Consider the following 25068-nt stretch of genomic DNA (forward strand, 5'->3'; position numbering starts at 1 on the left):
GGGCGCGCACCCTGCGGCTAGGACTCGGACTTGGTCGAGGTCGAGGACGCGGCCTTGCCCCTGGTCTTGATCAGGCTGGCCACGGTGGCGATCACCAGGATGCCGAGGATCACGCTCAGCGACACCGGGGTGGTGATCTCCGGGACCTTCACGTGCTCACCGCCGTTGATGAACGGCAGCGTGTTCTCGTGCAGCGCGTGCAGCACCAGCTTGATGCCGATGAACGCCAGGATGGCCGACAGACCGTAGGACAGGTACACCAGGCGGTCCAGCAGGCCGCCGATCAGGAAGTACAGCTGACGCAGGCCCATGAGCGCGAACGCGTTGGCGGTGAACACCAGGTACGGCTCCTGGGTGAGGCCGTAGATCGCGGGGATGGAGTCCAGCGCGAACAGCAGGTCGGCGAAGCCGATGGCCAGCAGCGCCAGCAGTAGCGGGGTCACCACGCGCTTGCCGTCGATCCGCACGACCAGCTTGTCGCCGTGGTACTCCTCGGTGGTCGGCAGATAGCGCTTGGCGAGCGCGACGATGCGGCTGTCGCGCTTCTCCTCGGCCTCCACCTCGTGCCCGCTCTCGCGCAGCAGGTTCACGGCCGTATAGATCAGGAACGCGCCGAACAGGTAGAACACCCAACTGAAGGCGTTGATGGCGGCGGCGCCGATCGCGATGAAGACACCGCGCATGACCAGCGCCAGCACGATGCCGATGAGCAGCACCTTCTGCTGGTAGATCCGCGGCACCGCGAACGTGGTCATGATGATGAGGAAGATGAACAGGTTGTCCACCGAGAGGGCCTTCTCGGTGACGAAACCGGCGTAGTACTCCCCGGCGTAGGTCGAGCCCCACTGCCAGGCGACGATCCCGCCGAAGGCCAGCGCCAACGCGATGTAGAACGCCGACCAGAAGCCGGATTCGCGGAAGGTCGGCTCGTGCGGCGTACGGACGTGCGCGAAGAAGTCGAAGACGAACAGCCCGAGGATCACCGCGATCGTGATCACCCAGACGAGTGCGGTCACCTGCATATCGCGGCCCTGTCGGAGTTGGTGGTCATGACGGCCATACTGCCCGATTTGTCCGTTCGTGTCGGCTTGCGGGGTCGTTGCCGCCCCATGATTCCACACACACCTGCCGCCCCCGTAAGGTCGGTGGCGTCATGTCGACCTTGCTCCTGGCGCTCGCCGGATTCGCCTTCCTGGATTCCCTGGACCTGCTGCTGGTGGGCGTCACGGCGGCCGTGGTCGCCGACAGCAAGCTGGCCCGCCGCTCACCGCTGCCGGGCGGGCTGAGCTTCGTGGCGGGCGTGTTCGCGATGACCACCGCGTTCGGCATCCTGACCGTGCTCGGCATCGGCTGGCTCACCGAGCTGGTCGATTTCCGGATGACGCCCGCCATTCGCTACCGGGGTGAACTGGTGGCCGCCGCGGTGCTGCTGGCGCTGGCCGCGCTGCCCGCGGGTTCGGTGCGCGAGCCACCGGCGTGGGCCGTGCGCGCCCGCAGGCGCCCCTGGGTGCTCGCGCTCGTCGGGATGGCCATCGGCCTGGCGCAGGCGCCGACGGCGGTGCCGTACCTGGCCGGTCTGGCGATGCTCTCCGCCCGCCAGCCGCCGGGGTGGCCCGCGATCATCGTCGTCTACTGCGTGCTGGCGCTCTCGCTGCCGCTACTGGTGCTCGCGCTGGCCGCCCGCGACACGCGGCGCACCCGCCGCGCCTACCGGGCCGTCCTGCGCGGGATGACCCGCTACGGCCCGGCGTCGGTGCGCATCCTGTTCGCGCTCTTCGGCATCGCCCTGCTGGTGGACGCGCTGATCCACCACACCCACCTGTGGTGAGCGCTCACTCCTCGGGTTCGGGCGCCTCGTCCCCGCCGCCGCGGATCGACCACAGCACACCGTCGAGTTCGTCGGGTTTGACCAGCACGTCGCGGGCCTTGGACCCCTCGCTGGGCCCCACCACGCCGCGCGTCTCCATGAGGTCCATGAGCCGCCCGGCCTTGGCGAACCCGACGCGCAGTTTGCGCTGCAACATCGACGTGGAGCCGAACTGCGAGGTGACCACCAGTTCGACCGCCTGGACCAGCAATTCGAGATCGTCGCCGATATCGGGATCGACGTCCTTCTTCTCGCCGGCCTTGGCCGCGGTGACGCCCTCCTGGTAGTCCGGCTCGGCCTGGTTCTTGGCGAAGTCGACGACGCCGTGGATCTCCTCGTCGCTGATGAACGCGCCCTGCAGGCGGGTGGGTTTGCCCGCGCCCATCGGCAGGAACAGACCGTCGCCCATGCCGATCAGCTTCTCGGCGCCGGGCTGGTCCAGGATGACGCGCGAGTCGGTGAGCGAGGACGTCGCGAACGCCAGCCGCGACGGCACGTTCGTCTTGATCAGGCCGGTCACCACGTCCACCGACGGCCGCTGGGTGGCCAGCACCAGGTGGATGCCCGCCGCGCGCGCCTTCTGCGTGATGCGCACGATCGCGTCCTCCACATCGCGCGGCGCGGTCATCATGAGGTCGGCCAGCTCGTCCACGATGGCCAGGATGTACGGATAGGGCCGGTAGACGCGCTCGCTGCCCAGCGGGGCGGTGATGGCGCCCGACTTCACCTTCTTGTTGAAGTCGTCGATGTGGCGCACCTTGTTGGCCTGCATGTCCTGGTAGCGCTGCTCCATCTCCTCCACCAGCCAGGCCAGCGCGGCGGCGGCCTTCTTCGGCTGGGTGATGATGGGCGTGATCAGGTGCGGAATGCCTTCGTAGGGCGTGAGTTCCACCATCTTCGGGTCGATCAGGATCATCCTGACCTCCTCCGGCGTGGCCCGCTGCAACAGCGAGACCAGCATGGAGTTCACGAAGCTGGACTTACCGGAGCCGGTGGAACCCGCGACGAGCAGGTGCGGCATCTTGGCCAGGTTCGCCGAGACGAACTCGCCCTCGATGTTCTTGCCGAGACCGATCACCAGCGGGTGGTGGTCGTTGCGGGTGGAGGGCGCCTTGAGCACATCGGCCAGGCGCACCAGTTCGCGGTCGGAGTTGGGCACCTCGATGCCGACCGCCGACTTGCCGGGGATCGGCGCGAGCAGCCGCACGTTCTCGGTGGCCACCGCGTAGGCGATATTGCGGGCCAGCGCGGTGATCTTCTCGACCTTCACGCCGGGCCCGAGCTCCACCTCGTAGCGGGTGACCGTCGGGCCGCGCACGAATCCGGTGACCGCCGCGTCGATCTTGAACTGCACCAGCACCTCGGTGATCGCCTCGATCATCGATTCGTTGGCGGCGCTGCGCTTCTTGGGCGGATCGCCGTCGGTGAGCAGGCTCAGCGGCGGCAGCGTGTAGTCGCCCTCGATGACGCGGTCCGCCACGAACTCCGGCTCCTTCGGGGGCGGCGGAGTCTGGTCCTGGACCTTGGGCGCGGGCTTCTTCTTCGGCTTCGGGGGCGCCGGAGGCGGTTCGGCGGCGATGGGTTTGGCGTCGCGCAGCGGCGGTTCGCCCAGCACCTCGGTGACCTCGTCGGAGCCGCCGAACTCGTCGGGCGGGTAGTTCTCGTCGGGCGTGCGGCCGCGGCGGCGGGAGGCGGTGCGACGCACCGGGAAACCCTCGGGGTCGTAGTCGGCCGGGTCGAATTCGCCGCGCTCGGGCGCGAATTCGCCGTATTCGTCACCGCCCGCGGCGGTGCCGAAGTATTCGCGCAAGCGTTGCGGCACCTCGCGCACGGTGGTGCCGGTGAGCAGCAGGACGCCGAAGACGATGGCCAGCACCAGAATCGGCACCGCCAGCCAGGCGGTGAGCCCGTCGGCCAGCGGTCCGCCGATGACGAATCCGACGAAACCGGCGGCGCGGGAACGGCCGTGCGCGTCGGTGGGCGCGCCCGCCGCCAGATGCCAGATGCCCAGCAGCGGCAACCCGACGAGCAGCCCGCCCAGCACGAGGCGCGGCCGGATCTCGGGATGCGGTTCGGTGCGCATGAGGATGACGGCGATGCCCGTCGCGACGAACGGCAGCGCGGCCGACGCGGATCCGGAGACCGCGCGGATCGCCTCCTCCACCCAGCGTCCGATCGGGCCGCCCGCCGAGAGCCACACCGCCGCGGCGATGACGCCGCTGAGCGCGATGAGTCCCAGCGCGATGCCGTCGCGGCGGTGGCCGTGTTCGATCTCGCCCGCGCGGCTGAGCGTGCGGGTGGTGGCGCCGACGCCGCGCGCGAGCATGGTCCAGCCGCCGGTGACGCTGCGTTTGAACACCGCGAGTGGCGCGGTGTTCGACGCCCGGCGCGCGGGCCTGCGGGCGGGCGCGGGACGTCCGCGCGCGGCCGTGCCACGGCGCGGTGTGGCGGAACGAGAGCGCGCCGCGGTGGTCCTCCCCCGGGTCGATCCCGCCCGCGCACGAGGTGTCGTGGTGCCGCGGGACTTACCTGCCATGGACCCAGGCTAGCGGGAAGCGCCCCATTCCCACCATCCGCAACACACGTATCGTCCGTCCCAATCGCCCCGGTCGGGCCCGAAATCGGCCGCTCGCGACGCGGAACGGCGCGGTTTCAGACCGAACGGTCCAAGCTGAGCACGGTGCGGATCGCGTCCGGATCGCCCTCGGTCTCCAACCGCACCTGATCGCGGCCGAACGCATGCAGCAGCAGTTCCGACGGCGCGGCGACCAGACTCACCACCGGCTCGGCCACCCGCTTCGCGGTGACCGTCTCCCCGCCCGGCGTACGGAGCACGACCGTGACGGGCGAGGCGCGGTAGGCCATCTTCCCGACGCGGCGCACCAGCCGCCACAGCTTCTCCTCGTCGGCGGCGGCGAGTTCGCGCGGCGCCCAACCGGGTTCGGCGCGGCGCACATCCTCGTGGTGGATGAACATCTCGCTCAGATTCGCCAGCGCGTCCACGGGCTTGAGCGGCGACCACCACGGCGGACCGGTGCGCACCAGCTCCAGCAGCTCGGGAAAGGGCTTGCGCGCCACCTTGTCCTGCACGGATGCCAGGTAGCCCGCGAACGGCTTCAGCAGGATGCCGGGAGCGGCGTCGGGCCTGCGCTCCCGGACGATCAGGTGCGCCGCCAGATCGCGCACGGTCCATTCGCCGCACAGGGTCGCCGCGTCGGGACCCGCCACGTTCATCGCGTCCACCAGGTCCGAGCGCTCTCGCTGTGCCATGCTCACGCGCAGAACATATCCCACGGCGGCGCCGTGGAGACAGGCCGAAAACGCGATTCGCGAGTTTCGGACTGGCTTCCTACGGCGTTGCTCGGTAGCTTGTCACTCGTCCATAGGGTCGTGGACCTTTCCAGAAGGGGATTCGTCTTGAAGAAGTTCTTCACCGCCGCCGCGGTCATCGTGGCGACGGTCGGTTCGATGCTGGTGACCGCGCCGGCCGCGGAAGCCCAGTACGGGTACTACGGTGCGATCGCCGTGTCGCGCAGCGGCGCCTACGGCATCGCCAACAACTACGGCAGCTACGCCGAGGCCGAGAACGCCGCCGTGGGCGTGTGCGGCGCGGGCTGCTACACGCTGGTGTCGTGGACCAACGGCTGCGGCGTGCTCGCCAGCAACCGGTCGTACTGGAGCGGCGCCGCGCGCGCCAGCTACTCCGCCGCCCGCTCGGCCGCGCTGGGCCGCCTGTCCGGCGGCTGGGTCGTCGACTGGCGCTGCACCTCCGGCTACTCGCTGTAGTCCGACACCTTCGCGTCCGGCACCGGACCGCGACTCACTTCCAAACAGGGGAATCACGTGAAGAACCGTTCGATTCGCGCCGCGATCGCCCTGGTGGCGACCGCGTCGGCACTCGCCTTGGGCGCGTGCAGCAGCTCCGACGACGACTCGTCCACCGGCTCCGCGGCCACCACCTCGCCCGCGGGTCAGTTCGAGGAGGGCAAGAGCGAGGAGGCCACGGTGGAGGGCGAGGCGCCCGCCACCACCACGCCGCCGAACCTGCCCAAGCCGACGGTCGAGGAGCTCAACGAGCGCATCAACAAGGCGTTCGACCCGTCGGTCGGCACCGAGGAGAAGATCTCCTGGATCCAGGACGCCGAGCGCGACCCCCAGCTGGTCGACAAGCTGGTCGAGGCGGCCAAGCAGAACGACGTGACGGTGCAGATCACCAACGTCGGCGACCCGAGCGAAGGCAAGCTGAAGGCCGACGCGGATGTCACCATCGGCGGCCAGCCGGTGGAGAACTCCTTCGTCGAGTTCGTGGCCGAGGGCGACACCTGGAAGGTGTCGCACCAGTTCACCTGCAATATCGTGCGCGCCGCGAAGCTCGACTCGGCGGCCTGCCAGGCGCAGTAACGCCCGTCGTGACGACATGAGAAGCGCCGGAAGGCATTGCCTTCCGGCGCTTCTCGCGTGTGCGGGGGGTCAGACGCCGATGACGGTGGGCACGATCATCGGGCGGCGGCGGTAGGTGTCGGCCACCCAGCGGCCGACCACGCGACGCACGGACTGGGCGATGCGGTGGGTGTCGGTGACGCCCTCGCCCGCCAGGCGCAGCAGTTCGGCCTCCACGAGTTCGGCGGCGGCCGACAGGGCGGTCGGATCGTCGGAGAAGCCGCGCCCGCTCACCTCGGGGGTGCTCACCGCCTTGCCGGTGGTGGAGTCGATGGCCACGGTGATGGCGATGAAACCGCCCTCGCCGAGCACCAGGCGATCCGACAGCGTGGACTCGCCCACGTCGCCCACCGAGAGCCCGTCCACGTACACGTGACCGACCGGCACCCGGCCCACGATGGTCGCGATGCCGTCGACCAGGTCGACCACCACGCCGTCCTCGGCCAGCACCACGCGCTCCTCGGGCACACCGGTCGCGACGGCCAGCGCCGCGTTGGCGCGCAGGTGCCGCCACTCGCCGTGCACCGGCATGGCGTTGGTGGGCCGCACCGCGTTGTACAGGTACAGCAGCTCGCCCGCGGACGCGTGACCGGAGACGTGCACCTTCGCGTTCTGCTGGGTGATGACGGTCGCGCCCAGCCGGGCCAGCCCGTTGACCACGGCGAACACCGAGTTCTCGTTGCCCGGGATCAGCGAGGAGGCCAGCACCACCAGATCGTCGGGGCGGATGTTGATCTGGCGGTGGTCGCCGCGGGCCATCCGCGACAGCGCCGAGAGCGGTTCGCCCTGCGAGCCGGTGGAGATGAGCACCAGCTTGTCGCCGGGCAGGGTGGCGGCCTGATCGAGATCGACGACGATATTGTCGGGCACGGTCAGGTAGCCCAGATCCTGCGCGATCTGCATGTTGCGGACCATCGAGCGGCCCACGAAGCAGATCCGGCGCCCGTACTTCTGCGCCACGTCGACCACCTGCTGGATGCGGTGCACGTGGCTGGCGAACGACGCCACGATCACGCGGCTGCGCGCCTTGCCGATGACGGTGTCGAGCACGCCGCCGATCTCGCGTTCCGGCGTGACGAAGCCGGGCACCTCGGCGTTGGTGGAGTCGACCAGGAACAGGTCCACGCCCTCGTCACCGAGCCGGGAGAAGCCGGCCAGATCGGTGAGCCTGCCGTCCAGCGGCAACTGGTCCAGCTTGATGTCGCCGGTGTGCAGCGCGACCCCGGCCGGGGTGCGGATGGCGACGGCGAGCGCGTCGGGGATCGAGTGGTTCACCGCGAAGTACTCGCACTCGAACGGGCCGTGCACGGTGGTCTCGCCCTCGGCGACCTGGATCAGCTTGGGCTGCAAGCGGTGCTCACGGCACTTGGCCGCCACCAGCGCGAGGGTGAACTTCGCGCCGAGGACGGGGATGTCGCCGCGCATCTTCAGCAGGAACGGCACCGCGCCGATGTGGTCCTCGTGGCCGTGGGTCAGCACGATGGCGACCACGTCGGCCATCCGGTCCTCGATGGGACGGAAGTCGGGCAGGATCAGGTCGACGCCCGGCTGCTGGTCCTCGGGGAACAGCACGCCGCAGTCCACGATCAGCAGCTTGCCGCCGTATTCGAAGACGGTCATGTTGCGGCCGATCTCCCCGATGCCGCCGAGCGCGAAGATGCGCAGGCCGTTCTTCGGCAGCTTCGGCGGGGTGCCGAGGCGGTCCTGCGCGGCGACCACGGGAGGTTCGGCGGGCGCCTGATCGCGGCCGCGACCGGACGGGCGGCCGCGGCCACCGCCGCGACGGCCCTGCTGGCCGGAGTCCTGGGGCTTGCCCCGGCTCTGGCGCGCGGGCTCGGCGTCGGCCTTGGGCTGGTCCTGCTTGGCCTGGGTGGCCTTGGCGCGGTCGGAGCGACGCACCGATTCCGCGCGCGAGGACGTCACTTCCGTTGCGGCGGCGGGCTTTTCAGCGGCGGGCTGCTCGGCTGCCGGTGCGGATTGCCCGGCGGCCGGCGTTTCCGCGGCGACCGGGGCCTGCTCGTCACGACGTTCCGCGGGCGGCGGGGTGGCGGGCGCCGGCTCGGGTGCGCCCGCGGCGCGGGCTGCCGTGCGGCGGGGGCGGCGGGCTGGTGCCGGACCGTCACTCATGCGAGCACCCCCGCGACACGCAGATCCTCGGCCAGCCGGTCGAGTTGATCGGTGGGCGGCATGAGCTGCGGCAGCCTCGGTTCCCCCACATCGATGCCGAGCAAGCGCAGACCACCTTTCGTCATGGCGACGCCGCCCAATCGCGCCATCGCGTGGTTGAGCGGGACCAGACTCGCGTTGATGTCCCTGGCGCGCGCCACATCGCCCGCCGAGTAGGCGTCGTGCAGTTCGCGCAGTCGTTCGGGCACCAGATGCCCGATGACACTGATGAATCCGGTCGCGCCGATCGACAACCACGGCAGGTTGAGCGAATCGTCGCCGGAGTAGAAGGCCAGCCCGGTGGTGGCGATGAGTTCCGCGCCCGCGTTCAGATCGCCCTTGGCGTCCTTCACCGCGACGATGCGCGGATGTTCGGCCAGCACGCGCAGCGCCTCGGGGCCGATCGGGATGATGGAGCGCGGCGGGATGTCGTAGAGGGTGACCGGCAGATCGGTCGCGTCGGCGACGGCCGTGAAGTGCGCGATCAGCCCGTCCTGGGTGGGGCGCGAGTAGTACGGGGTGACGACGAGCAGTCCGTGCGCGCCCGCGCGCTGGGCGTTGCGGGCCAGTTCGATCGAGTGCGCCGTGTCGTAGGTACCGGCGCCCGCGATGACGGTGGCGCGGTCGCCGACGGCGTCCACGACGGCGCGCAGCAGATCGGCCTTCTCGGACTCGGTGGTGGTGGGCGATTCCCCTGTGGTGCCGGAGATCGCGAGCAGATCGACGCCGCGGTCGACGAGACGGTGGGCCAGCGCCACTCCGGCGTCGACGTTCAGCTTCCCGTCGGCGCTGAAGGGGGTCACCATGGCGACACCAACCGTGCCGGAGGCACGCAGCTCCGGTGGCGTCGATTCACCGTTCGTCATGGTCGAAAAGGCTACCCGGTCCCCTGATCGCGCTCGACACCCTGACACCGTTCGGCCTGTCCGTGCGGGTTCTCCGCCACCGTTCGACATCACAATGACATCATCGACTTCCTTGCGTGACATCATTCGTGGCGTCACACTGATGTCATGGAACTCGACAAGTACACCGCGCAGCTGCGCGAGAACCTCATCGCCGCGGCCGCGCTCGGTGACGAGAAGACCCAGGCCACCGCCGCCGCGCTCGCCGCGGCGACCGAATCCTCCGCGCGGCTGGTCCTGCTCGCCGCGCTCTCCGACCTCGCCGCCGAGGTCAGCGCGGCGCTCGAGGATCGCACCGTGCGCGTCACCATGGACGGCGCCGCCGCCACCGTGGACGTGCGCAAGAACACCACCGCCGACGAGCCGCCCACCATCGAGGAGATGACCGGCGACATCAGCCGCGTCACCCTGCGCCTGGTGGAGCAGATGAAGGCCAAGGCCGAGGAGGCCGCGGCGGCCAGCGGCGTCTCGCTGAACTCGTGGATGTCGAACGCCGTATACGGGGCGCTGCGCGATCAGATGCGCGGGCCGGGGCCGCGCCGCGATCCGGGGCCATGGCGGGATACGGAATCCACGCGCGATCCGGAGACCAAGCGGGAGGACTGATCTCGCGGGCAGATCGCAGACGCCGTCCACCCGACATGCGCTGATTCGCGCCGGCGCCACTGTGGTCGAGTCCCGTCGAAGGGGGCCCAAGTGCGGTCAGCGAAACGCCTCGACACCCGACGTCCCCGTCGTGCGATCCAGGTGGCCGACGGATCTGTCCGACGGGATCCGTCGGACGCGGACCCGGCCCGCGTTCACAGCAGCGGGGCCAGGTCGCCGCGCTCGCCGATCACCACGTCGTCGAGCTCCAGCCAATCGGCCATCTCGCGCAGCGAAATACGCAGCGCCGCGGCGACTTCCGGTGTGTCGCGGCCCGGTTCGGCGAACGCGCCCGGGACCAGCAGGCGGCCGTTGGCGCGCTCGGCGCGCAGATCGACGCGGCCGACCAGTTCCCCGTTCAGAAGGAAGGGGAAGACGTAATAGCCGTGCACCCGTTTGGGTTCGGGGGTGTAGATCTCGATGCGGTAGTGGAAGTCGAAGATCCGCTCGGTGCGCGGCCGGAAGAAGATGAGCGGATCGAACGGGCACAGCAGCGCCGCCCCTTCGACGCGCCGGGGCGTGGCCGCCGCCGTGTGCAGGTAGGCGGGCTTGTCCCAGCCCGTCACCGTCACCGGCTCGAGTTCACCCGCGTCGACCAGGTCGGCGAGGGCGGGTTCGGTCTGGCTGCGGTGCAGGCGGTAGTAGTCGCGCAGGTCCGGTTCGGTGGCGATGCCGAGCGCGGTCGCGGCGCGGCGCACCAGCTCGCGGACGGCGTCCGCCTCGTCGGGCACGCGCGCCATCACCTCGGGCCCGACCACGCGTTCGGCGAGGTCGTAGTGCCGGGCGAAGCCGACCCGTCGCGCGACCGACAGCGCGCCCGCCGCGAACAGCTGCTCGCAGATCATCTTGGTATCGCTGAGGTTCCACCACGACCCCTTCGGCCGCGGCTTGTCCATCTCCAGGTGCTTCTCCACCTCCCCCGCCGTCGCCGCGCCGACCTCGGTGATCACGTCGAGAATGTCGTCGCCGAGCGTGGGATTGCGCGCGACGATCTCCCGCATCCCCGCCCACCGCCCGTGCCGGTACTTCTCCATCCGCCACCGCATCAGCGGCCAGTCCTCCACCGGAATCAGCGCCGCCTCGTGCGCCCAATACTCCACCAACCGCCGCGGCCTGCGCGCGGTATCACTCCACGCCGCCTCATCCAGCAACGCCCGGTCGTACGCCCCGATCCGGCTGAACACCGGCGCATAGTGCGCCCGCACCACCGCCGACACCGAATCCAACTGCAACACCTGCGTCTTGCGCACCACATCCAGCACGGTCCGCCGCGTAGCCCGCCCCGGCCTCCTCTTCCCAAACCCCTGCGCCCCCAACGCAATCCGCCGCGCAGCCGCAGCACTCACCCCCTTCCCACCGTTCGGCGCCCCACGCCGCCCCCGCGACCCCCCTACCGTCTCCACCTCGATACCCACCACGCCGCGCACCCTACGTCAGCCCACCGACAGAAAACGCCCCGGCGCATTCGCTACGGCCACCGACCCGAGTCCCGAGATCAGATGATCCGGCCCTTGCGGTGCTCCGGTGCCTGTTCGGCAACATCCCTGACGGGTGCGCCGATCACGGAACGCGGCGAAAAGGCACCTGTCCGTCTACCGGTTCGAGGGCGTTCTCAGCGCCTCCGGAGGGCCGGGTCGAGCAGAGCCGGACGCCGGTGCGTCCGAGCGTTCGATACTGCATGAGCGGTGGGCCCTTCCGCCGGGCTGATCTGCGTCGGGCGCCGCGCTTCCTCTGACGTCATGAAAGCGGTATCGGCAACCTCTGCATATTCGCCGAGCAGGATCCACGCTACGACGCGCGCCGGCTCGTTGGCCTGCTCGTCACCGGCCTGCTCCGCCAGCCCGGCACATGACCTCGAGACGGCGTATCGACGAGGGGGCCGAGGCGGCAGTCCGCCACATCGGCGTACCGGACGACGCATCTATGAAGTGGAAGCGGCGTCGGGCGGGCAGCGCCACGCGATCGATCCCTCCGACAGAACCCCGCACGGCGGGCATGCCCTCAAGCGACGGAAACCGTTCCCGCCGTGTCGATCTCGGTCCGCCGATCGAGATCCGGCGCGTTCGCGAGAACAGTCGCGACGATCCGCCGCCCCATCGGCAGCACCCGCACGGTCACCGATCCGGCGTTCGCGGCGTCGAGTTCCTTTGTCGCCGCGTCGATCACGTTCTGCCGCACCCACCGCGGCACCCCCGCGAACCCGCCGTCGTCGAGGAGCACCACCTCCACACCGCGGGAGCGGGCACCGCGGGCGGCGGCGCTGAGTTCGTCGGTGACGAGTTGGGGCGCGCGCAGACCGTCGCGCAGTTCGGCTTCGAGCAGGCGGCACTGTTCGCGTTCGGCGGAGGTGAGTTCGGCGCCGTCGGCGATGCGCTCCAGGATGGGACGCGCGACCTTGTCCAGCCGAGCCAGCTGACGATCGCGCTCACCGTTCTCGGCGGCCATCGTCGCCTCGGCGGCGGCGCGCATCGTGGCTTCCTCGCGCAGCAGACGCAGGGAGCGCTGGGTCGGGCGCATGATCGCCGCACACACCGACACGCCCGCGACGGTCGCGATCGGCACCATCGTGCCGAGCAATACCCGCCCGGCCACGCCCGCGGTCATGCCGACGCCCGCCACCACGGCGGCGACGCCGGCCATACCCACCCAGGCCGCGCCGAGCCGCCCGCGCAGCACCAGCACCGCCAGCACATACGAGGAGGCGAACGCCGACCACAGCGGTTTGGTCCAGTCCGCGTCGATCCGCGTGGTGGTCAGCGCGGTCGCGGCGGGTCCGGCGGCCATGACGAACACGGTGGCGGGCCAGGGCAGCGGATCGACCGGCACCACCAGCACCAGCACGCCCGCCACGACCAGCAGGCCCACCGCGATCGCGGCGTTCAGCGGCGCCCCGTCGTAGAAGGTGCGCGCCATGTACATCACGATGGTCACTTCGAGGATGAGCAGGAACAGCCACGCCGCCGCGTCGCGCAGGCCGAGCAGATCCCGCAGTCCCACTTCGGAATCGGCGTCACCCATCACTACCCCACACCAGAGTCACCGTCGTTCCCTCACCGGGCTGCGATTCCACGAAGGCCGCACCGCCCGCCAGCCGCCGCATCCGGCCGAGGATGCTCACCGAGATCCCCAGCCGGTCGGCCGGGACCTGCCCGGGATCGAAGCCCGCGCCGTCGTCGCGGAAGACCACCCGGATGCCGCCCGCGCTCAACGTCACGGTCACCGACCGGTGCACCTCGCGTCCGGGCGTAGCGGCGTGGCGCAGGCTGTTGCGCACCGCCTCGGCCAGCGCGGCGGCCATGGCGCCCGCCGCGTCGACGGGCAGGCGCAGGTCGTCCACGCCGGGCCAGCGCCGCACCCCGAACTCGATCCCCGGATTCACCTCGTGCACGGCCGCGCGCAGGAACCCGACGGCCGCCTGGGCACCCAGCCGGTCGGGTTCGGCTTCGGTGCCGCGCAGTTCGTCCAGCTGGGCGAGGGTGCGTTCGGCCTGTTTGCGCAGCACCGGCGATTCGGTGCCGCCGCGCGAGGCGTCGAGCAGTGTGGACAGCACCGCGTCGTGGATGAGCGCGGCGAAGCGGGCGCGTTCCCGGTCGCGCGCGGCGGCGCCGGCCACCGCGGCGGCCCGGCTGCCCGCCAGCGTCGATTCCCGGTCCACCCGGGCCGCGGCGGCGCGCGCGAAGATGGCGCACCACAGGAACAGCGCGCACAGCCCGGCCGCCCTGGCGAAGTCGACGAACAGGGTGAACGCGGTGCCGTGCGGCAGGATGTACATGTTCGCGCAGGCGGCCAGCATCCCGCCGACCAGCAGATAGCCGATGGCGATCGCCGGTCGCCAGGCCAGGGCGGCGGCCAGCACGCCGAGCGCGAAGATCCGGTACAACCACAGCGAGGTCGCGTCGGTCTCGGGCTGCTGATAGGCGATAATCAGCACCACCATCGCGGTGGGATACCCGACGGCCGCGACGCCCGCGACGGTCTGGATCACCCGCCTGCTCATCCGGGGCGAGACGGCGGCGAGCACCGCGAACGGCCCGAACACCAGCAGCATCGCGGCGAGCGTCCAGCCCACCGGCGCGAATCGGCTCTGATCGGCGATCTCGGGAATCTGCACCACAGCCGCGATGACGCCGGCCAGGCCGAAGGTCAGCCCGAGGCGGCGCAGGATGCGGTCGGACGCGGGCTCGTCCTCCCGGGTCGGGGACACCGCGGCGAACCCACGCCACCGGCGGGACGCCGGTGCGGCGGGGTCGGTCGCGAAACGTGCGGTGTCCAGCGTGCTGGACGAGATCATCCGCGCGGATGCCGCTCGGGTACCGGTAGCCATCCGTCCTCCACGGCCCGCTTGTAGAGGTCGGTCTTGGTGGGTGCGGGCCGTCCCGCGTCGGCGTACTTCTGCCGGATGCGGCCCAGGTAGTCGTTGACGGTCTGTTCGGACAGGCCGGTCAGCCGCGCCACCCTGGACGCCTTCTCACCGGAGGCGTAGAGGGTGAGCACCTCCTCCTGGCGCGGGCTCAGGCCCACGTCGGAGAGCTGCGGGTCGCCGTCGATGGCGGCGGCCCAGTCGGTGGTGACCACCTGTTCGCCCGACGCGGCGCGGCGCACCGCCGCGACGACGGTGGACGCGTCCTCGGACTTGCGCACCACGCCGAGCACGCCGGCGCGGGCCGCGGACCGCACCAGGAACGCGTTGTCCGCGCCGGTGAACACCAGTACCTCGACGCCGCGTTCGCGCAGCGCGCGCACATTGTCCTCGGGCGCGGAACCGTCGGCCAACCGCAGATCCAGCACCACCAGGTCCAGTTCGGGCCGTGGCCCGGTCGCGGCCAGCAGTTCCGGCACGGTTCCGGCAGTGTGCACCAGTTCGAGGTCAGGTTCCGCCGCCAGCATCGCGGCGAGTCCGATCGCGACGGATTCGTGGTCTTCGACCAATGCGATCCGCCGCGGCGACTCGCCCCCTTCGGCCCTCGTCACCTCGACAACTCCCATCCCGAGCAACTCGCCCACAGTCCCCACCGCAATAACGTCACCTCGCAGTATGCCGGTCCGCGCGCACTCATGGTCAGACACCAGAAATAAGGGGTGTCGGCGTTTCGCTCGTGGGTGCACAGATCTCGCGTCATGGGCCCGCGGGTGTGCCGGCACCGGATTCCTTCGCCGGCGCGGCGGTCTGCCGACGGCCCTAAGTGAATCCATTTAGGCGCCCGCGATTTGAGATGTGCCATCAGAAATCTGGGCCCAGTTCGGTACAGTACACGCAAGTGAATCTTGTATTGGTTCATCTCCTGGCGTGCGCGGCACCTCGGCCTGCACCCGGAACGGAAGAGTAGTGACATGCGCGCAGAGGGATGGCGAGAGGAACGCCGGCAGCTCATCCTCACTGTCGCGTCGGAGCTGTTCGCGGCCCGCGGCTATCACGGCACCGGCATGCACGATATCGCGCGCCTGACGCAGTGCTCCAAACCTGTTCTGTACAAGAGCTTCTCGTGCAAACTGGAGCTGTACCTGGCGGTCCTCGACCACCACGTCGCGACGTTGTCGACGGCGATCGGCGCGGCGCTGGCCACCGAATCCGGCAACCTGTTCCGCATCCAGGCCGCAGTCGGCGCGCTCTTCGACTTCATCGACTCGCAGTCCCAGGGCTTCCGGTTGATCTTCGAAGCGGACGTCCTCGACGAGCCCTCGGTCCAGTGGCGCGTCGACACCGCCGTCGACACCTGCATCACCCTGATCGCCGACGCGATCAGCCGCGACTCCCGCCTGGACCCCGTGCGCAGCCGCACGCTCGCGGCGGGCCTGGTCGGCGCCAGCCGCTACACGGCCCGCCACTGGCTCGAAGCGGGCCGCCCGATCCCCAAACACGTAGCCGCCGACACCATCGTCGCCCTCTACTGGGGCGGCCTCTCTCAACTCCCCCTCACCCCCCACCACTGCGACCTCCCCGCCCGCATCGCCTGACGGGGTCCAGAGGGCTCAGTCCATCAACTGGGCCGCGACGGTCGCGCCGAGTTCCCAGCACGCTTCCAGGTCGGCTTTGGCCGGCTTGCCCGAGACGGTCACGTAGTCGGCGGCTTTGGTCCAGCCGAGGCCGGTGGTGATGCTGTCGACGGCGCGTTCGGCGCCTTCGGTGCCCTCGTTGCCGTGCAGGTACAGGCCGTAGGGGCGGGCGCGGGTGGAGTCGAGGCAGGGGTAGTAGAAGGTGTCGAAGGCGTGTTTGAGGGCGCCGGAGATGTAGCCGAGGTTGGCCGGGGTGCCGAGGAGGTAGCCGTCGGCCTCGAGGACGTCGACGGCGGTGACAGCCAGGGCGGCGCGGCGGACGAGTTCCACACCTTGGATCTCCGGATCGGTGGCGCCGGACACCGCCGCCTCGAACATCGCCTGTGTGTGCGGGGACGGGGTGTGGTGGATGAGCAAGAGCCGGGCCACTTTTCGTTACCCTCCGCTGGTGTCGCGTTCCAGTTTTTCCAAGGCGACGGCTCGGCGCATGGTGTCGCGGGCGCGACGGCGGTCGCCCGCGTAGTCGTAGGCGCGGGCGAGGCGGTAGTTGACCTGCCAGTCGTCGGGGGCGGCTTCCCATTCCTGGCGGACTTGGTCGAACAGTGCGTCGGCGGCGGCGCGTTCGATGCGGCCGGAGGCCCGGCGCGGCAGGTCGGAGATGTCGAGTTCGCGGCCTTCGGCGTGCATGCGGCGGGCGAGGCGCTGGTGGGCCAGTGCCGCGCGCAGGGTGGCGACGACGATCCACACGCCGATCAACGGCAGCAACAGCACGCCGATGCCCATGGCGATACCGGCGATCTCGCCCGACCCGATCAGCACGAACGCGATGCCGCCCAGCGCGATCATGTAGAGGACGCAGGCCAGTACGAGAGCGCCGATCAGCCCGACGATCCGGATGATCTCGCCGCGGCCCGCGCCGGTCTCCGCCACCGCGTTCACAGGTCCAGGAACGGATCGAGTCCGACGGTCAGGCCGGGGCGCTCGGCGATCCCGCGCACCCCGAGCAGGACGCCGGGCGCGAAGGAGGAGCGGTCGATCGAGTCGTGCCGGATGGTGAGGGTCTCGCCCTGGGTGCCGAACAGCACTTCCTGGTGGGCGACGAGTCCGGCCAGGCGTACCGAGTGCACGCGCACACCGTCCACGTCGGCGCCGCGCGCGCCCTCGAGTTCGGCGGTGGTGGCGTCGGGGCTGCGGCCCACCCCGGCCTTCTCCCGCGCCTCGGCGATGAGACCGGCGGTGCGGTAGGCGGTGCCCGAGGGCGCGTCGGCCTTGTTCGGGTGGTGCAGTTCGATGACCTCGACCGAATCGAAGAACCGAGCGGCCTGTTCGGCGAACCGCATGGAGAGCACGGCGCCGATGGCGAAGTTGGGCGCGATGAGCACGCCGGTCGACGGGCTGCCCGCGAGCCAGCCGCGCACTTCCTCGAGGCGGCCCGCGTCGAAGCCGGTGGTGCCGACGACGGCGTGGATGCCGTTCTCCACCAGGAACTTCAGGTTGCCCATCACCACGTCGGGGTGGGTGAAGTCGACCACGACCTGCGTTCCGGTGGCGGTGAGGGTCTCCAGGGCGTCGCCCTTGTCGACCTCGGCGGACAGTTCCAGGTCGTCCGCCGCCTGGACGGCCGCGCAGATCGCCTGTCCGACCTTTCCGCGTGCTCCGAGCACTCCGACCCGAATGGTCACCGCACCTCCTCGTTCCGCTGGTGTTCCCGGGTCAGCCTACTGCTTGCCCGGCCCCCTCCCCCTCGTCGGTGCCGTGTGGTGACGGAGCGCACCCGACGTCGGATTGCCGCGTTGACGCATGTATAGGCGCGCATAGCGTCATACGTTCATCGCGGGCCCGTGGTCACTCCCAGGGGCACACGACCGTCGCACCCACCGCCTCGAAGTCGCGCACATTCCGGGTGACGACCTCGAGTTCGTAGGACTCTGCCGTGGCGGCGAGCAGCGCGTCGGCGGGCGCGATCGCGCGGCCGGCCGAGTGCGCGCGCCCGAGCACCCTCCCCCACATCTGCGCGACGGTCTCGTCGACCGGCAGCAGGCGGCCGCTGAATCGCTCGACCAGCGCGACCGTCAACCATTCGACCAGCTGCCGCTTGCGCACCGAGTCGTCCAATCGTTCGATGCCCGTGCGGATTTCGCCGAGGGTGAGGACGCTCAGGTGCAGGCGGTCCTCGTCGGCCTCGTCGAGCCAGCGGACCAGGCCGGGGTTCGGACGCGGCCGCACCCATTCCGAGACGGCGCAGGTGTCGAGCAGGTACCCGGTCACCATTCCACGTCGCGCGCGCCGAGCCGCACGCGTTCGATGGACAGGTCGCTCTCGCGCAGCGGCGAGCGCGCGAGGAACTCGGCGAGGGTCCCGGATCGGCGCGTCTTGCGACGCCACTCTTCGATCGGTACCACGACCGCGATCTCCCGCCCGTGCTTGCTGATCACCTGGGGCCCCTCCCTTTCCACCGTGTCGATCAATTCGGAGAACTTCGCCTTGGCGGTGGCGACCGGCCAGGCGACATCCGCCCGCACCTCGTCCGGATCCGGCATGAGTCACCCCTTCGCGACGATCGCGCCCGATACGACCATTCTGACCACTCTGGTCATAGTCGAGAGTAGCAGCCGATCACCCACCGCACCAAGCGTTTCGGCGAGCGCCCACACCGCGTGGGGCGGCTCGCTCCGGCCGAGAGTGCGCGGCATCGCCGACGACTTCCGGACACACGTTCGACACCGAGCGCGTACCCGAGCTCCGCACCCCCGACAACGCGCCGACCTCGACCGGCCCCCGCGCGACTCAGGGACACGCACTGAACCGAACCCTCAGAAGACGATCACCTGGCGCAGGGCGTGGCCCGCCGCGAGTTCGTCCATCGCGCGGTTGATCTCGTCCAGGCCGATGTGCGCCGAGATCAGGCGCTCGACGGGCAGGCGGCCTTCGCGCCACATCCGCACGTATTCGGGGATGTCGCGGGCGGGGACGGCCGAGCCGAGGTAGCTGCCCACGATGGAGCGGCCCTGGGCGACCAGGCCGAGCGGGGAGATGCCGGCGCGGGCGTCGGGAGCGGGCAGGCCGACGGTGACGGTAACGCCGCCCGCAGCCGTCGCCGCGACGGCGGTTTCGAAGGCGCGCACGTTGCCCGCGGCTTCGACCACGGCCTCGGCCTGGCTGCCGGACTCCGCCACCTGCGCGGGTGTGTAGGCCGAGGTTGCGCCGAGTTCCTTTGCCAGCGCGAGCTTTTCGGGCACGGTGTCCACGGCGATCACCTCGGGCGCGCCGAGCGACACCGCGACGAGCACGGCCGCCATGCCGACGCCGCCGAGGCCGACCACCATGATCCGGTCGGCGGGCCCGGGACGCGCCGAATTCAGCAGCGCCCCACCGCCGGTCAGCACCGCGCACCCCAGCACGGCGGCCACCTCGGGCGGGACGTCGTCGTCCACGGGCACCACCGAGCGCCGGTCCACCACGGCGTGCGTCGCGAACGCCGACACCCCGAGGTGGTGGTGCACCTCGCCGCCGTCGCGGTGCAGGCGCCGCCCGCCGCCCAGGAGTTCGCCCGCGTTGTTCGCGACGCTGCCCGGCCCGCACGGGGTCCGGCCCTCGCTGGCGCAGCCCGCGCAGTCGCCGCAGCGCGGCAGGAAGGTCATGACGACGCGCTGCCCCACGGCGATATCGCCGCCGCCCGGCCCGACCGCCTCGACGCGCCCGGCCGCCTCGTGCCCGAGCAGCATCGGCACCGGGCGCACGCGGTTCCCGTCGACCACCGACAGGTCCGAATGGCACAACCCGGCCGCCTCGATGCGCACCAGCAACTCACCCGGCCCCGGTTCGCCCAGGTCCAGCTCGCAGACGGTGATCGGCGCCGACTCGGCGAACGGTGTGGGCGCCGCGATCCGCTCCAGGACCGCCCCTCGAATCTTCATTCTCGCGACGCTACCCCGGCCCCGCGCGCGCCGGATCACTTCCCTCCAGCCCGGACAATCAACCCACTACCGCACCGGCACCGCTCGCCCCCGCAACCCCACCACCCGATCCAGCGCCGAGTGATACTCCCCCGCAAGCTGTTCCACCACATTCTCGACGCTCTCCACCGACCGAATCGTGGTGAGCCCCTGCCCCGCGGCCCACAGATCCTTCCACCGCTTGATCGCGTCACCTCCGGCCGAATAGTTGCGGGAGACGGCGGCCGGGTCGAGCCGATCCGGGTCGAGGCCGCTGGCCAGCAGGCTCGGGCGCAACCACGATGCGGGGGTGCCGGTGATACCGGCGCTGACCACCAGGTCGTCGGCGCCGTGGTCCACGACCATCGTCTTGTATTCGGCCGGCGCCATGCTCTCGGCTGTGGCGAGGAAGCGGGTTCCCAGGTAGACGAGGTCAGCCCCGGCGGCGACGGCGCCCGCGACGCCATGACCGTCGCCGATGCCGCCGCCTACGATCACGAGGCCGTCGAAGAATTCGCGGACCGCCGATACGAAGGCGAAGGGAGACAGGTGGCCGGTGTGCCCGCCCGCGCCCGCCGCGATGCACGCGAGCCCGTCGACGCCGCACTCCGCGGCCTTGCGCGCGAGCCGCAGGTCGACCACATCGGCGAGGACGAGGCCGCCGTAGCCGTGCACCGTCTCCAGTGCGGGCCGGGGCGAACCGAGGGCCGTGATCACCACCGGCGGCCGGTATTCGGCGATGAGCCGCAGGTCGTCGGCGAGCCGGGCGTTGCTGCTGTGCGTGATCAGGTTGGCCGACCACGGACGGGATCGCGCCCCAGCGGGATTCAGCGCATCGCTGATGCGGCCCATCCATTGATCCAGTTCGGCGGCGGTGCGGCAGTTCTGGGTCGGGAAGGAGCCGAGGATTCCGGCCGCACCGGCGGCGATCACGAGGCCAGGACCCGACACCAGGAACATGGGCGCGGCGACCACGGGAATCCGCAGTGCCCCGAGCAGATCGGTCGTCACGACAGGCTCTCCTTGATCCGGCGGCGAAGCAGCTTGCCGACGGGGTTGCGCGGCAATGCCTCCGCCAGCTCGAGGCGTTCGGGGATCTTGAACCCCGCCACACCGCGCCCGGTGAGGAAGTCCCGCACGGACTCCAGCGTCACGTCCGCGCCGGGCGCGGGAACCACCACCGCGCAACACTTCTCGCCCATCACGGGATCGTCGTAGCCGACCACGGCGGCGTCGGCGATCCCCGGGTGGTCGATCAACAGTCCTTCCACTTCGGCCGGGGCGATGTTCATCCCGCCGCGCACGATGATCTCCTTGCTGCGCTCCACGAATCGCAGGTATTCCCCGTCGGGAGCGCACAATTCGAACACGTCACCGCTGCGCAGCATCCCGTCCGCGTCGAACGGGTCGGCGGCCTCGGTCCCCCCGAGGTAGCCCGCGAACACGGTCGGCCCGGCGATGCGCAGCTCGCCGATCCCGCCCGGCGTCGTCACCCGCTCCCCCGTGCGCGGATCCACCAGCGCCACCTCGGTGTGCGCGGCCAGCCGCGCCGTCCACTCGCGGCCCCGGTACCCGTAGTTGGGCAGGTGCTGCGCCCGCACGGTCGGATCGGGGGTGTCGGCGTAGGTTCCCATCAGGCACACGCCTTCGTTGGAGCCGAAGAAGTTGGTCACCTCCACGCCGAGATCGTCCTGCCAGGCGCGCACCACCCCAGGCGGCAGCGCCGAGCCCCCCGATCCCACCGTGCGCAGCGACGAAAGATCCACCGACGCACGCAGTTCCGCCCGCTGGAGCAGCAGCGTGAGGATCGCGGGCGCCATGATCGTGTGCGTCGCCCGATACCGCTCGATCTGCCCGAGGAACACCGCCAGATCGAGCGGCTGGTGCTGCACGAGGTGCGCACCGCCGATGAGCCACGGCATGAGCGATCCGGCGAATCCGGCCATGTTCACGAGCGGGAAGGGATTGAGCACCACCGAGGTCTCCGCGACGGAGATCCCGTCCTGCACACCGTGTCCGACGGCCAGCCAATCCCCGTGGCAGCGCGGCACGCCCTTCGGCGCGGCCTCGGTGCCGCTGGTCCAGCAGATCGTGATGCGGTCGTTCACCGTGTGCCGGATGTGGGACCGGTACTCCCGCATGTCGCCGACGTCGTCGGCGCCGGGCCGTACACCGAGGTCGATGACGCCCTCGGGAAGCCCAGTGCCCGTGGCGAAGACGAGGATATCGCCGCCGGACGCGACCTCGGCCGGTGCCGAGTCACCGAACGCGCCCACCGTGATCACCGCCCGAGCCCCCGATCGCGCCAGCACGGTGGACAGCTCGTGCCGGCCGTACGCCATCGGCATCGGTGTGGCGGTCACGCCCAGCCGCCACAGCGCGAAGTAGGCGGCCACCTGCGTCACCGTGTTGGGCAGCCACATCGCCACCACGTCGCCCGCGCGTATTCCGTTGCGCCACAGGGTCGTGGCGAGATCGTCGGCGCGCTCGTTCAGCTGCCGCCAGGTCACCGATTCGGGGGTCGCACCGGTCAAGGACGAGAGGTTGGCGGGGTCGGTGACCGCCGGTTCGTCGCCCCGCCGTTCGACGGCGTCGTCGAACAGGTCGAGCATGGTCTCGGCGTGCCACCACCCCTTGCCGAGGTAGTCGTCGACCCGGTCGCGCGGGTGACAGCCGAGCAGATCGAGGGGTCCGGCGGTGCGGGGTTGTGCGTCGAGCATGGGCATTTCCTTGTCAGCAGAGGACTTACGAGACGGAGCCGTTCATTCGCGGCGCAGCACCAGCGCCGAACCGAGCCCGAGGGCCGCCGGGACGGTGATCAGCGCGTGCGTGCCGCCGGTGCGTTCGAGGCGGTCGAGCGCGGTGGTGAGCAGGATGCCGCCGGTGGCGCCGAGCGGATGGCCGAAAGCCAGCGCGCCGCCGTCGGTGTTGACGATGCCGGGATCGAGCGCCAGCTCCCGGGTGAGCAAAAGCGGTGTGACAGCGAAGGATTCGTTCACTTCCACCACGTCCAGATCCGCGGCCGCGATCCCCGCCGCGGCCAGCGCCCGGCGACTCGCCTCGACGGTCGCGGTCAGCAATGGCGACCGGACCGCGGCGTGCGTCACCGCGACGATCCGCGCGCGCCGGCGCAATCCATGCGCGGCACCGGCGGCTTCGCTGCCGACGAGGGCCGCCGACGCGGAATCGCAGAGCGCGGGTGCGGTGGCGAGGGTGTGCAGCCCCGCCTCGGGGCGAGGGAGGTCCGGCAGTTCGCGGGCGATGCGCGCCCAGCCGGGGTCCTCGGTGAAAAGCGCAGGCAGTGCGGATAATGCGTCGAGCCCGAGACCAGCGCGAGCGCCCTCGTCTCGCTCGAGAAAGCGCTCCGAATCCTGATACGCGACGATCCCGGGTTGCTCGGGAGCCTCCGACGCCCGCCGGTGCGCCTCCACCGCGTAGCGGTCCAGGTGATCCCGGGTGAACCCGCTCACGGCGGCGGTCAGATCGGCGGACACCCCGATGGTGACGAAACCCGTTGTGTCGCCCAAGCTCTCGTCGGCGGCGAACAGAGGCCGGTCGCTGAGCATCGGCACCCGCGACATGGATTCGACCCCGCCCGCGACCACCAGATCACTCATCCCGCAGCTCACGGCCGCGGCCGCCCGCCCGAGGGCGTCGATCCCCGAACAGCACAGCCGCGACACCACCGCCCCGGGCACCGCATCCGGCCAGCCGGCGGCCTGCACGGCGACGCGCGCCAGATCGCCCGCCTGTTCACCGGTCACGGTGCCGATGCCCAGCACCACCTCCTCGACCGAGTTCGCGACGCCGTGCCGCTTCTCGAGCGCCGACAGCAGGTGGGCGATCAGGCGGTGCGGCGGCACCTGGGCCAGCGTTCCGCCCGCCCGGCGCACGCGCGCCCGTGGCAGCCGGATCGCGTCGTAGACGTACACGCCGTCCATCGGAGATCTCCTTGACGGTGCGCCGCGCGCACCTCGGGCAGTGACTCACCGCATCCCGCGAGCAAGTCACTCTGTTAATTGAACCAGTCGCAAAGTAGCACGATCCGGCCACCCCGCGAAGGGGATTCCGAAAGTTTCCGACCGTGGTCCGTCAGGCGGGCGAACGACCCCGCACCCCGGACCGACGGCCCGGACGCTCGATGATCGAGCCACCGCTGATCGGCTGGTGACACTGATCGCACACCCAGCGCGGCTCCGGCGCGTGCTCGTGGTCGCGATGCCGGAAGACCAGCGCGTCGCCCTCCGGCGCGCGGAACCAGCGCTGCCCCCACGTGATCATCAGGTAGATCACGGGAAAGAAGTCGCGGCCCTTGTCGGTGAGGCGATACCACACCCAGCCGGGCCGGTCGGGGTTCGGTGCCGCCTCGGCGACGCCCGCCGCGACGAAGTCCTGCAAACGTCCCGCGATGATCGCCGGCGACGCGCCCACCCGCGCGCTGAAGTCGCGAAAACGGTGCGTGCCCAGCATGAGCGCGCCCAGTACCGCGACCGACCAGCGATTGCCGATGAGCCGCATGGTGTCGGGCAGGATCGCCGCCGCGCTCGCCGACGACGACCGCCTGCGCCCCGACGCGGCAGGCACGCTGCGTCCCCACTCCCCGCTGGGACCGGGGTCCGCGACGACGGAGTCCAGGTCGAGCACCTCCGCGCAGATCCCGCAGCGCAGCTCCGGCACGCACGGCGCTCCGCAGTCGGCGTGCACGATGCGCGGCAGGTCGACCGCGGCCGACGACCAGCGCAGTTCCCAGTTCCACAGTCCCAGCAGGATCGGCCACACGCCGCGCCCGCGCGGGGTCAGCAGGTACTCGTAGCGCCGCGGATTGTCCTGATAGGCGGACCGGGTGAACAGCCCGACGTCGGTGAGCTGGCTGAGCCGGTGGGTGAGCACCGCGTTGGAGATGCCCCCGCGCGACATCCAGTCCAGATACCGGCGATCCCCGCGCAACGCGTGGCGCAGGATCCACAGGTTCCATTCGTCGCCGAGCAGACCGAGCGTCACGGCGATCGCGTTGTCGCCGCCCGCTCGCAGCTCGGAAGGCGATCGCTTGCCGCACATGAGTTCCACATCCTACCGACCGGGCCCCGCCGCACGGCGCCGGAACCCGCACCACCCT

At 70.7% G+C, this 25068-nt stretch carries 24 protein-coding genes; 5 read left to right on the plus strand and 19 right to left on the minus strand.

From position 1 onward, the window contains the following. Nucleotides 1–17: 17 nt before the first annotated feature. Nucleotides 18–1022, minus strand: a complete 1005-nt coding sequence (locus tag DFR74_RS02885; RefSeq protein ID WP_067514368.1) for a TerC family protein — start codon at nt 1020–1022, stop codon at nt 18–20. 131 nt (nt 1023–1153) lie between these two features. Here DFR74_RS02885 and DFR74_RS02890 point away from each other — a divergent pair, with 131 nt between their 5' ends. Then, the gene (locus DFR74_RS02890; RefSeq protein WP_067514366.1) at nt 1154–1828 is read left to right on the plus strand and encodes a GAP family protein; all 675 of its coding nucleotides are present in this window, start codon (nt 1154–1156) and stop codon (nt 1826–1828) included. A 4-nt stretch (nt 1829–1832) separates the two neighbouring features. Here the strand turns inward: DFR74_RS02890 and DFR74_RS02895 are convergent, their stop codons facing one another. Both DFR74_RS02895 and DFR74_RS02900 read right to left on the minus strand, forming a co-directional pair. Beyond that, nucleotides 1833–4403 carry a DNA translocase FtsK gene (locus DFR74_RS02895; RefSeq protein WP_067514364.1) on the minus strand — a complete coding sequence of 857 codons (2571 nt, stop codon included), beginning with the start codon at nt 4401–4403 and terminating at the stop codon, nt 1833–1835. Between the two features lie 116 nt (nt 4404–4519). Then, nucleotides 4520–5143 carry a TIGR03085 family metal-binding protein gene (locus DFR74_RS02900; protein WP_067514396.1) on the minus strand — a complete coding sequence of 208 codons (624 nt, stop codon included), beginning with the start codon at nt 5141–5143 and terminating at the stop codon, nt 4520–4522. Nucleotides 5144–5284: 141 nt separating this feature from the next. On the opposite strand from DFR74_RS02900, the gene DFR74_RS02905 reads away from it, so the two are divergent. After that, complete coding sequence (locus DFR74_RS02905; RefSeq protein ID WP_084538223.1) at nt 5285–5653, plus strand: DUF4189 domain-containing protein; 369 nt, start codon at nt 5285–5287, stop codon at nt 5651–5653. A 57-nt stretch (nt 5654–5710) separates the two neighbouring features. Continuing rightward, entirely contained in the window at nt 5711–6268 is a 558-nt protein-coding gene (locus DFR74_RS02910; RefSeq protein ID WP_067514362.1) for a hypothetical protein, read from the plus strand. Between the two features lie 69 nt (nt 6269–6337). On the opposite strand, the gene DFR74_RS02915 is transcribed toward DFR74_RS02910, so the two are convergent. Beyond that, nucleotides 6338–8434 carry a ribonuclease J gene (locus tag DFR74_RS02915; RefSeq protein WP_113974922.1) on the minus strand — a complete coding sequence of 699 codons (2097 nt, stop codon included), beginning with the start codon at nt 8432–8434 and terminating at the stop codon, nt 6338–6340. Then, nucleotides 8431–9339 (minus strand): 4-hydroxy-tetrahydrodipicolinate synthase, encoded by a 909-nt coding sequence (dapA, locus tag DFR74_RS02920; RefSeq protein ID WP_067512964.1) that lies wholly within the window; start codon nt 9337–9339, stop codon nt 8431–8433. The genes DFR74_RS02915 and dapA overlap by 4 nt, the downstream gene beginning before the upstream one ends. 147 nt (nt 9340–9486) lie before the next feature. On the opposite strand from dapA, the gene DFR74_RS02925 reads away from it, so the two are divergent. Beyond that, nucleotides 9487–9984: a toxin-antitoxin system HicB family antitoxin gene (locus DFR74_RS02925; protein ID WP_067512962.1), complete on the plus strand. Its 498-nt coding sequence runs from the start codon at nt 9487–9489 to the stop codon at nt 9982–9984. 194 nt (nt 9985–10178) lie between these two features. On the opposite strand, the gene DFR74_RS02930 is transcribed toward DFR74_RS02925, so the two are convergent. The 4 genes from DFR74_RS02930 to DFR74_RS02950 form a co-directional block, all read right to left on the minus strand. Beyond that, nucleotides 10179–11369, minus strand: a complete 1191-nt coding sequence (locus tag DFR74_RS02930) for a winged helix-turn-helix domain-containing protein (RefSeq protein WP_084538060.1) — start codon at nt 11367–11369, stop codon at nt 10179–10181. Between the two features lie 655 nt (nt 11370–12024). After that, nucleotides 12025–13041, minus strand: coding sequence for a hypothetical protein (locus DFR74_RS02940; protein WP_067512960.1), 1017 nt, complete (start codon nt 13039–13041; stop codon nt 12025–12027). Beyond that, nucleotides 13034–14347 (minus strand): ATP-binding protein, encoded by a 1314-nt coding sequence (locus DFR74_RS02945; protein WP_232331875.1) that lies wholly within the window; start codon nt 14345–14347, stop codon nt 13034–13036. The genes DFR74_RS02940 and DFR74_RS02945 overlap by 8 nt, the downstream gene beginning before the upstream one ends. Next, nucleotides 14311–15009, minus strand: coding sequence for a DNA-binding response regulator (locus DFR74_RS02950; protein WP_067512995.1), 699 nt, complete (start codon nt 15007–15009; stop codon nt 14311–14313). Before DFR74_RS02950 ends, DFR74_RS02945 begins: the two co-directional genes overlap by 37 nt. Nucleotides 15010–15354: 345 nt before the next feature. Between DFR74_RS02950 and DFR74_RS02955 the strand changes: the two genes are divergently transcribed. Beyond that, entirely contained in the window at nt 15355–15978 is a 624-nt protein-coding gene (locus tag DFR74_RS02955; RefSeq protein WP_113974923.1) for a TetR/AcrR family transcriptional regulator, read from the plus strand. A gap of 15 nt (nt 15979–15993) precedes the next feature. On the opposite strand, the gene DFR74_RS02960 is transcribed toward DFR74_RS02955, so the two are convergent. The 10 genes from DFR74_RS02960 to DFR74_RS03005 all read right to left on the minus strand — a co-directional run bounded on the left by DFR74_RS02960 (nt 15994) and on the right by DFR74_RS03005 (nt 25010). Then, the gene (locus tag DFR74_RS02960; protein ID WP_198161869.1) at nt 15994–16446 is read right to left on the minus strand and encodes a flavodoxin family protein; all 453 of its coding nucleotides are present in this window, start codon (nt 16444–16446) and stop codon (nt 15994–15996) included. Nucleotides 16447–16452: 6 nt separating this feature from the next. Then, nucleotides 16453–16947: a hypothetical protein gene (locus tag DFR74_RS02965; protein ID WP_113974964.1), complete on the minus strand. Its 495-nt coding sequence runs from the start codon at nt 16945–16947 to the stop codon at nt 16453–16455. A gap of 5 nt (nt 16948–16952) precedes the next feature. Beyond that, entirely contained in the window at nt 16953–17699 is a 747-nt protein-coding gene (gene dapB / locus DFR74_RS02970) for a 4-hydroxy-tetrahydrodipicolinate reductase (RefSeq protein WP_067512954.1), read from the minus strand. Nucleotides 17700–17862: 163 nt separating this feature from the next. After that, nucleotides 17863–18285 carry a type II toxin-antitoxin system VapC family toxin gene (locus DFR74_RS02975; protein ID WP_198161873.1) on the minus strand — a complete coding sequence of 141 codons (423 nt, stop codon included), beginning with the start codon at nt 18283–18285 and terminating at the stop codon, nt 17863–17865. Then, a complete protein-coding gene (locus tag DFR74_RS02980; protein WP_067512950.1) occupies nt 18282–18557 on the minus strand; it encodes a type II toxin-antitoxin system Phd/YefM family antitoxin in 276 nt (91 codons plus the stop codon). The genes DFR74_RS02975 and DFR74_RS02980 overlap by 4 nt, the downstream gene beginning before the upstream one ends. Before the next feature lie 273 nt (nt 18558–18830). Then, a complete protein-coding gene (locus DFR74_RS02985) occupies nt 18831–19934 on the minus strand; it encodes an alcohol dehydrogenase catalytic domain-containing protein (protein ID WP_067512948.1) in 1104 nt (367 codons plus the stop codon). Nucleotides 19935–20000: 66 nt separating this feature from the next. Then, entirely contained in the window at nt 20001–20963 is a 963-nt protein-coding gene (locus DFR74_RS02990; RefSeq protein WP_113974924.1) for an NAD(P)H-dependent flavin oxidoreductase, read from the minus strand. Continuing rightward, the gene (locus tag DFR74_RS02995) at nt 20960–22672 is read right to left on the minus strand and encodes a class I adenylate-forming enzyme family protein (protein ID WP_067512988.1); all 1713 of its coding nucleotides are present in this window, start codon (nt 22670–22672) and stop codon (nt 20960–20962) included. Before DFR74_RS02995 ends, DFR74_RS02990 begins: the two co-directional genes overlap by 4 nt. A 42-nt stretch (nt 22673–22714) precedes the next feature. Then, a complete protein-coding gene (locus tag DFR74_RS03000; protein WP_067512946.1) occupies nt 22715–23893 on the minus strand; it encodes an acetyl-CoA C-acyltransferase in 1179 nt (392 codons plus the stop codon). Nucleotides 23894–24044: 151 nt separating this feature from the next. Continuing rightward, nucleotides 24045–25010, minus strand: a complete 966-nt coding sequence (locus DFR74_RS03005; protein ID WP_067512986.1) for a winged helix-turn-helix transcriptional regulator — start codon at nt 25008–25010, stop codon at nt 24045–24047. Nucleotides 25011–25068 lie beyond the last annotated feature (58 nt).

Source organism: Nocardia puris (genome assembly GCF_003315035.1).
GTDB classification, from domain to species: domain Bacteria; phylum Actinomycetota; class Actinomycetes; order Mycobacteriales; family Mycobacteriaceae; genus Nocardia; species Nocardia puris.

Excerpts from the sequence above, each read along its gene's own strand:
- DFR74_RS02885 (WP_067514368.1), bottom strand. The coding sequence starts at position 1,022 with ATGCAGGTGACCGCACTCGTCTGGGTGATCACGATCGCGGTGATCCTC.
- DFR74_RS02890 (WP_067514366.1), top strand. The coding sequence starts at position 1,154 with ATGTCGACCTTGCTCCTGGCGCTCGCCGGATTCGCCTTCCTGGATTCC.
- DFR74_RS02895 (WP_067514364.1), bottom strand. The coding sequence starts at position 4,403 with ATGGCAGGTAAGTCCCGCGGCACCACGACACCTCGTGCGCGGGCGGGA.
- DFR74_RS02915 (WP_113974922.1), bottom strand. The coding sequence starts at position 8,434 with ATGAGTGACGGTCCGGCACCAGCCCGCCGCCCCCGCCGCACGGCAGCC.
- dapA (WP_067512964.1), bottom strand. The coding sequence starts at position 9,339 with ATGACGAACGGTGAATCGACGCCACCGGAGCTGCGTGCCTCCGGCACG.
- DFR74_RS02925 (WP_067512962.1), top strand. The coding sequence starts at position 9,487 with ATGGAACTCGACAAGTACACCGCGCAGCTGCGCGAGAACCTCATCGCC.
- DFR74_RS02940 (WP_067512960.1), bottom strand. The coding sequence starts at position 13,041 with ATGGGTGACGCCGATTCCGAAGTGGGACTGCGGGATCTGCTCGGCCTG.
- DFR74_RS02945 (WP_232331875.1), bottom strand. The coding sequence starts at position 14,347 with ATGGCTACCGGTACCCGAGCGGCATCCGCGCGGATGATCTCGTCCAGC.
- DFR74_RS02950 (WP_067512995.1), bottom strand. The coding sequence starts at position 15,009 with ATGGGAGTTGTCGAGGTGACGAGGGCCGAAGGGGGCGAGTCGCCGCGG.
- DFR74_RS02955 (WP_113974923.1), top strand. The coding sequence starts at position 15,355 with ATGCGCGCAGAGGGATGGCGAGAGGAACGCCGGCAGCTCATCCTCACT.
- DFR74_RS02980 (WP_067512950.1), bottom strand. The coding sequence starts at position 18,557 with ATGCCGGATCCGGACGAGGTGCGGGCGGATGTCGCCTGGCCGGTCGCC.
- DFR74_RS02985 (WP_067512948.1), bottom strand. The coding sequence starts at position 19,934 with ATGAAGATTCGAGGGGCGGTCCTGGAGCGGATCGCGGCGCCCACACCG.
- DFR74_RS02995 (WP_067512988.1), bottom strand. The coding sequence starts at position 22,672 with ATGCTCGACGCACAACCCCGCACCGCCGGACCCCTCGATCTGCTCGGC.
- DFR74_RS03000 (WP_067512946.1), bottom strand. The coding sequence starts at position 23,893 with ATGGACGGCGTGTACGTCTACGACGCGATCCGGCTGCCACGGGCGCGC.
- DFR74_RS03005 (WP_067512986.1), bottom strand. The coding sequence starts at position 25,010 with ATGTGCGGCAAGCGATCGCCTTCCGAGCTGCGAGCGGGCGGCGACAAC.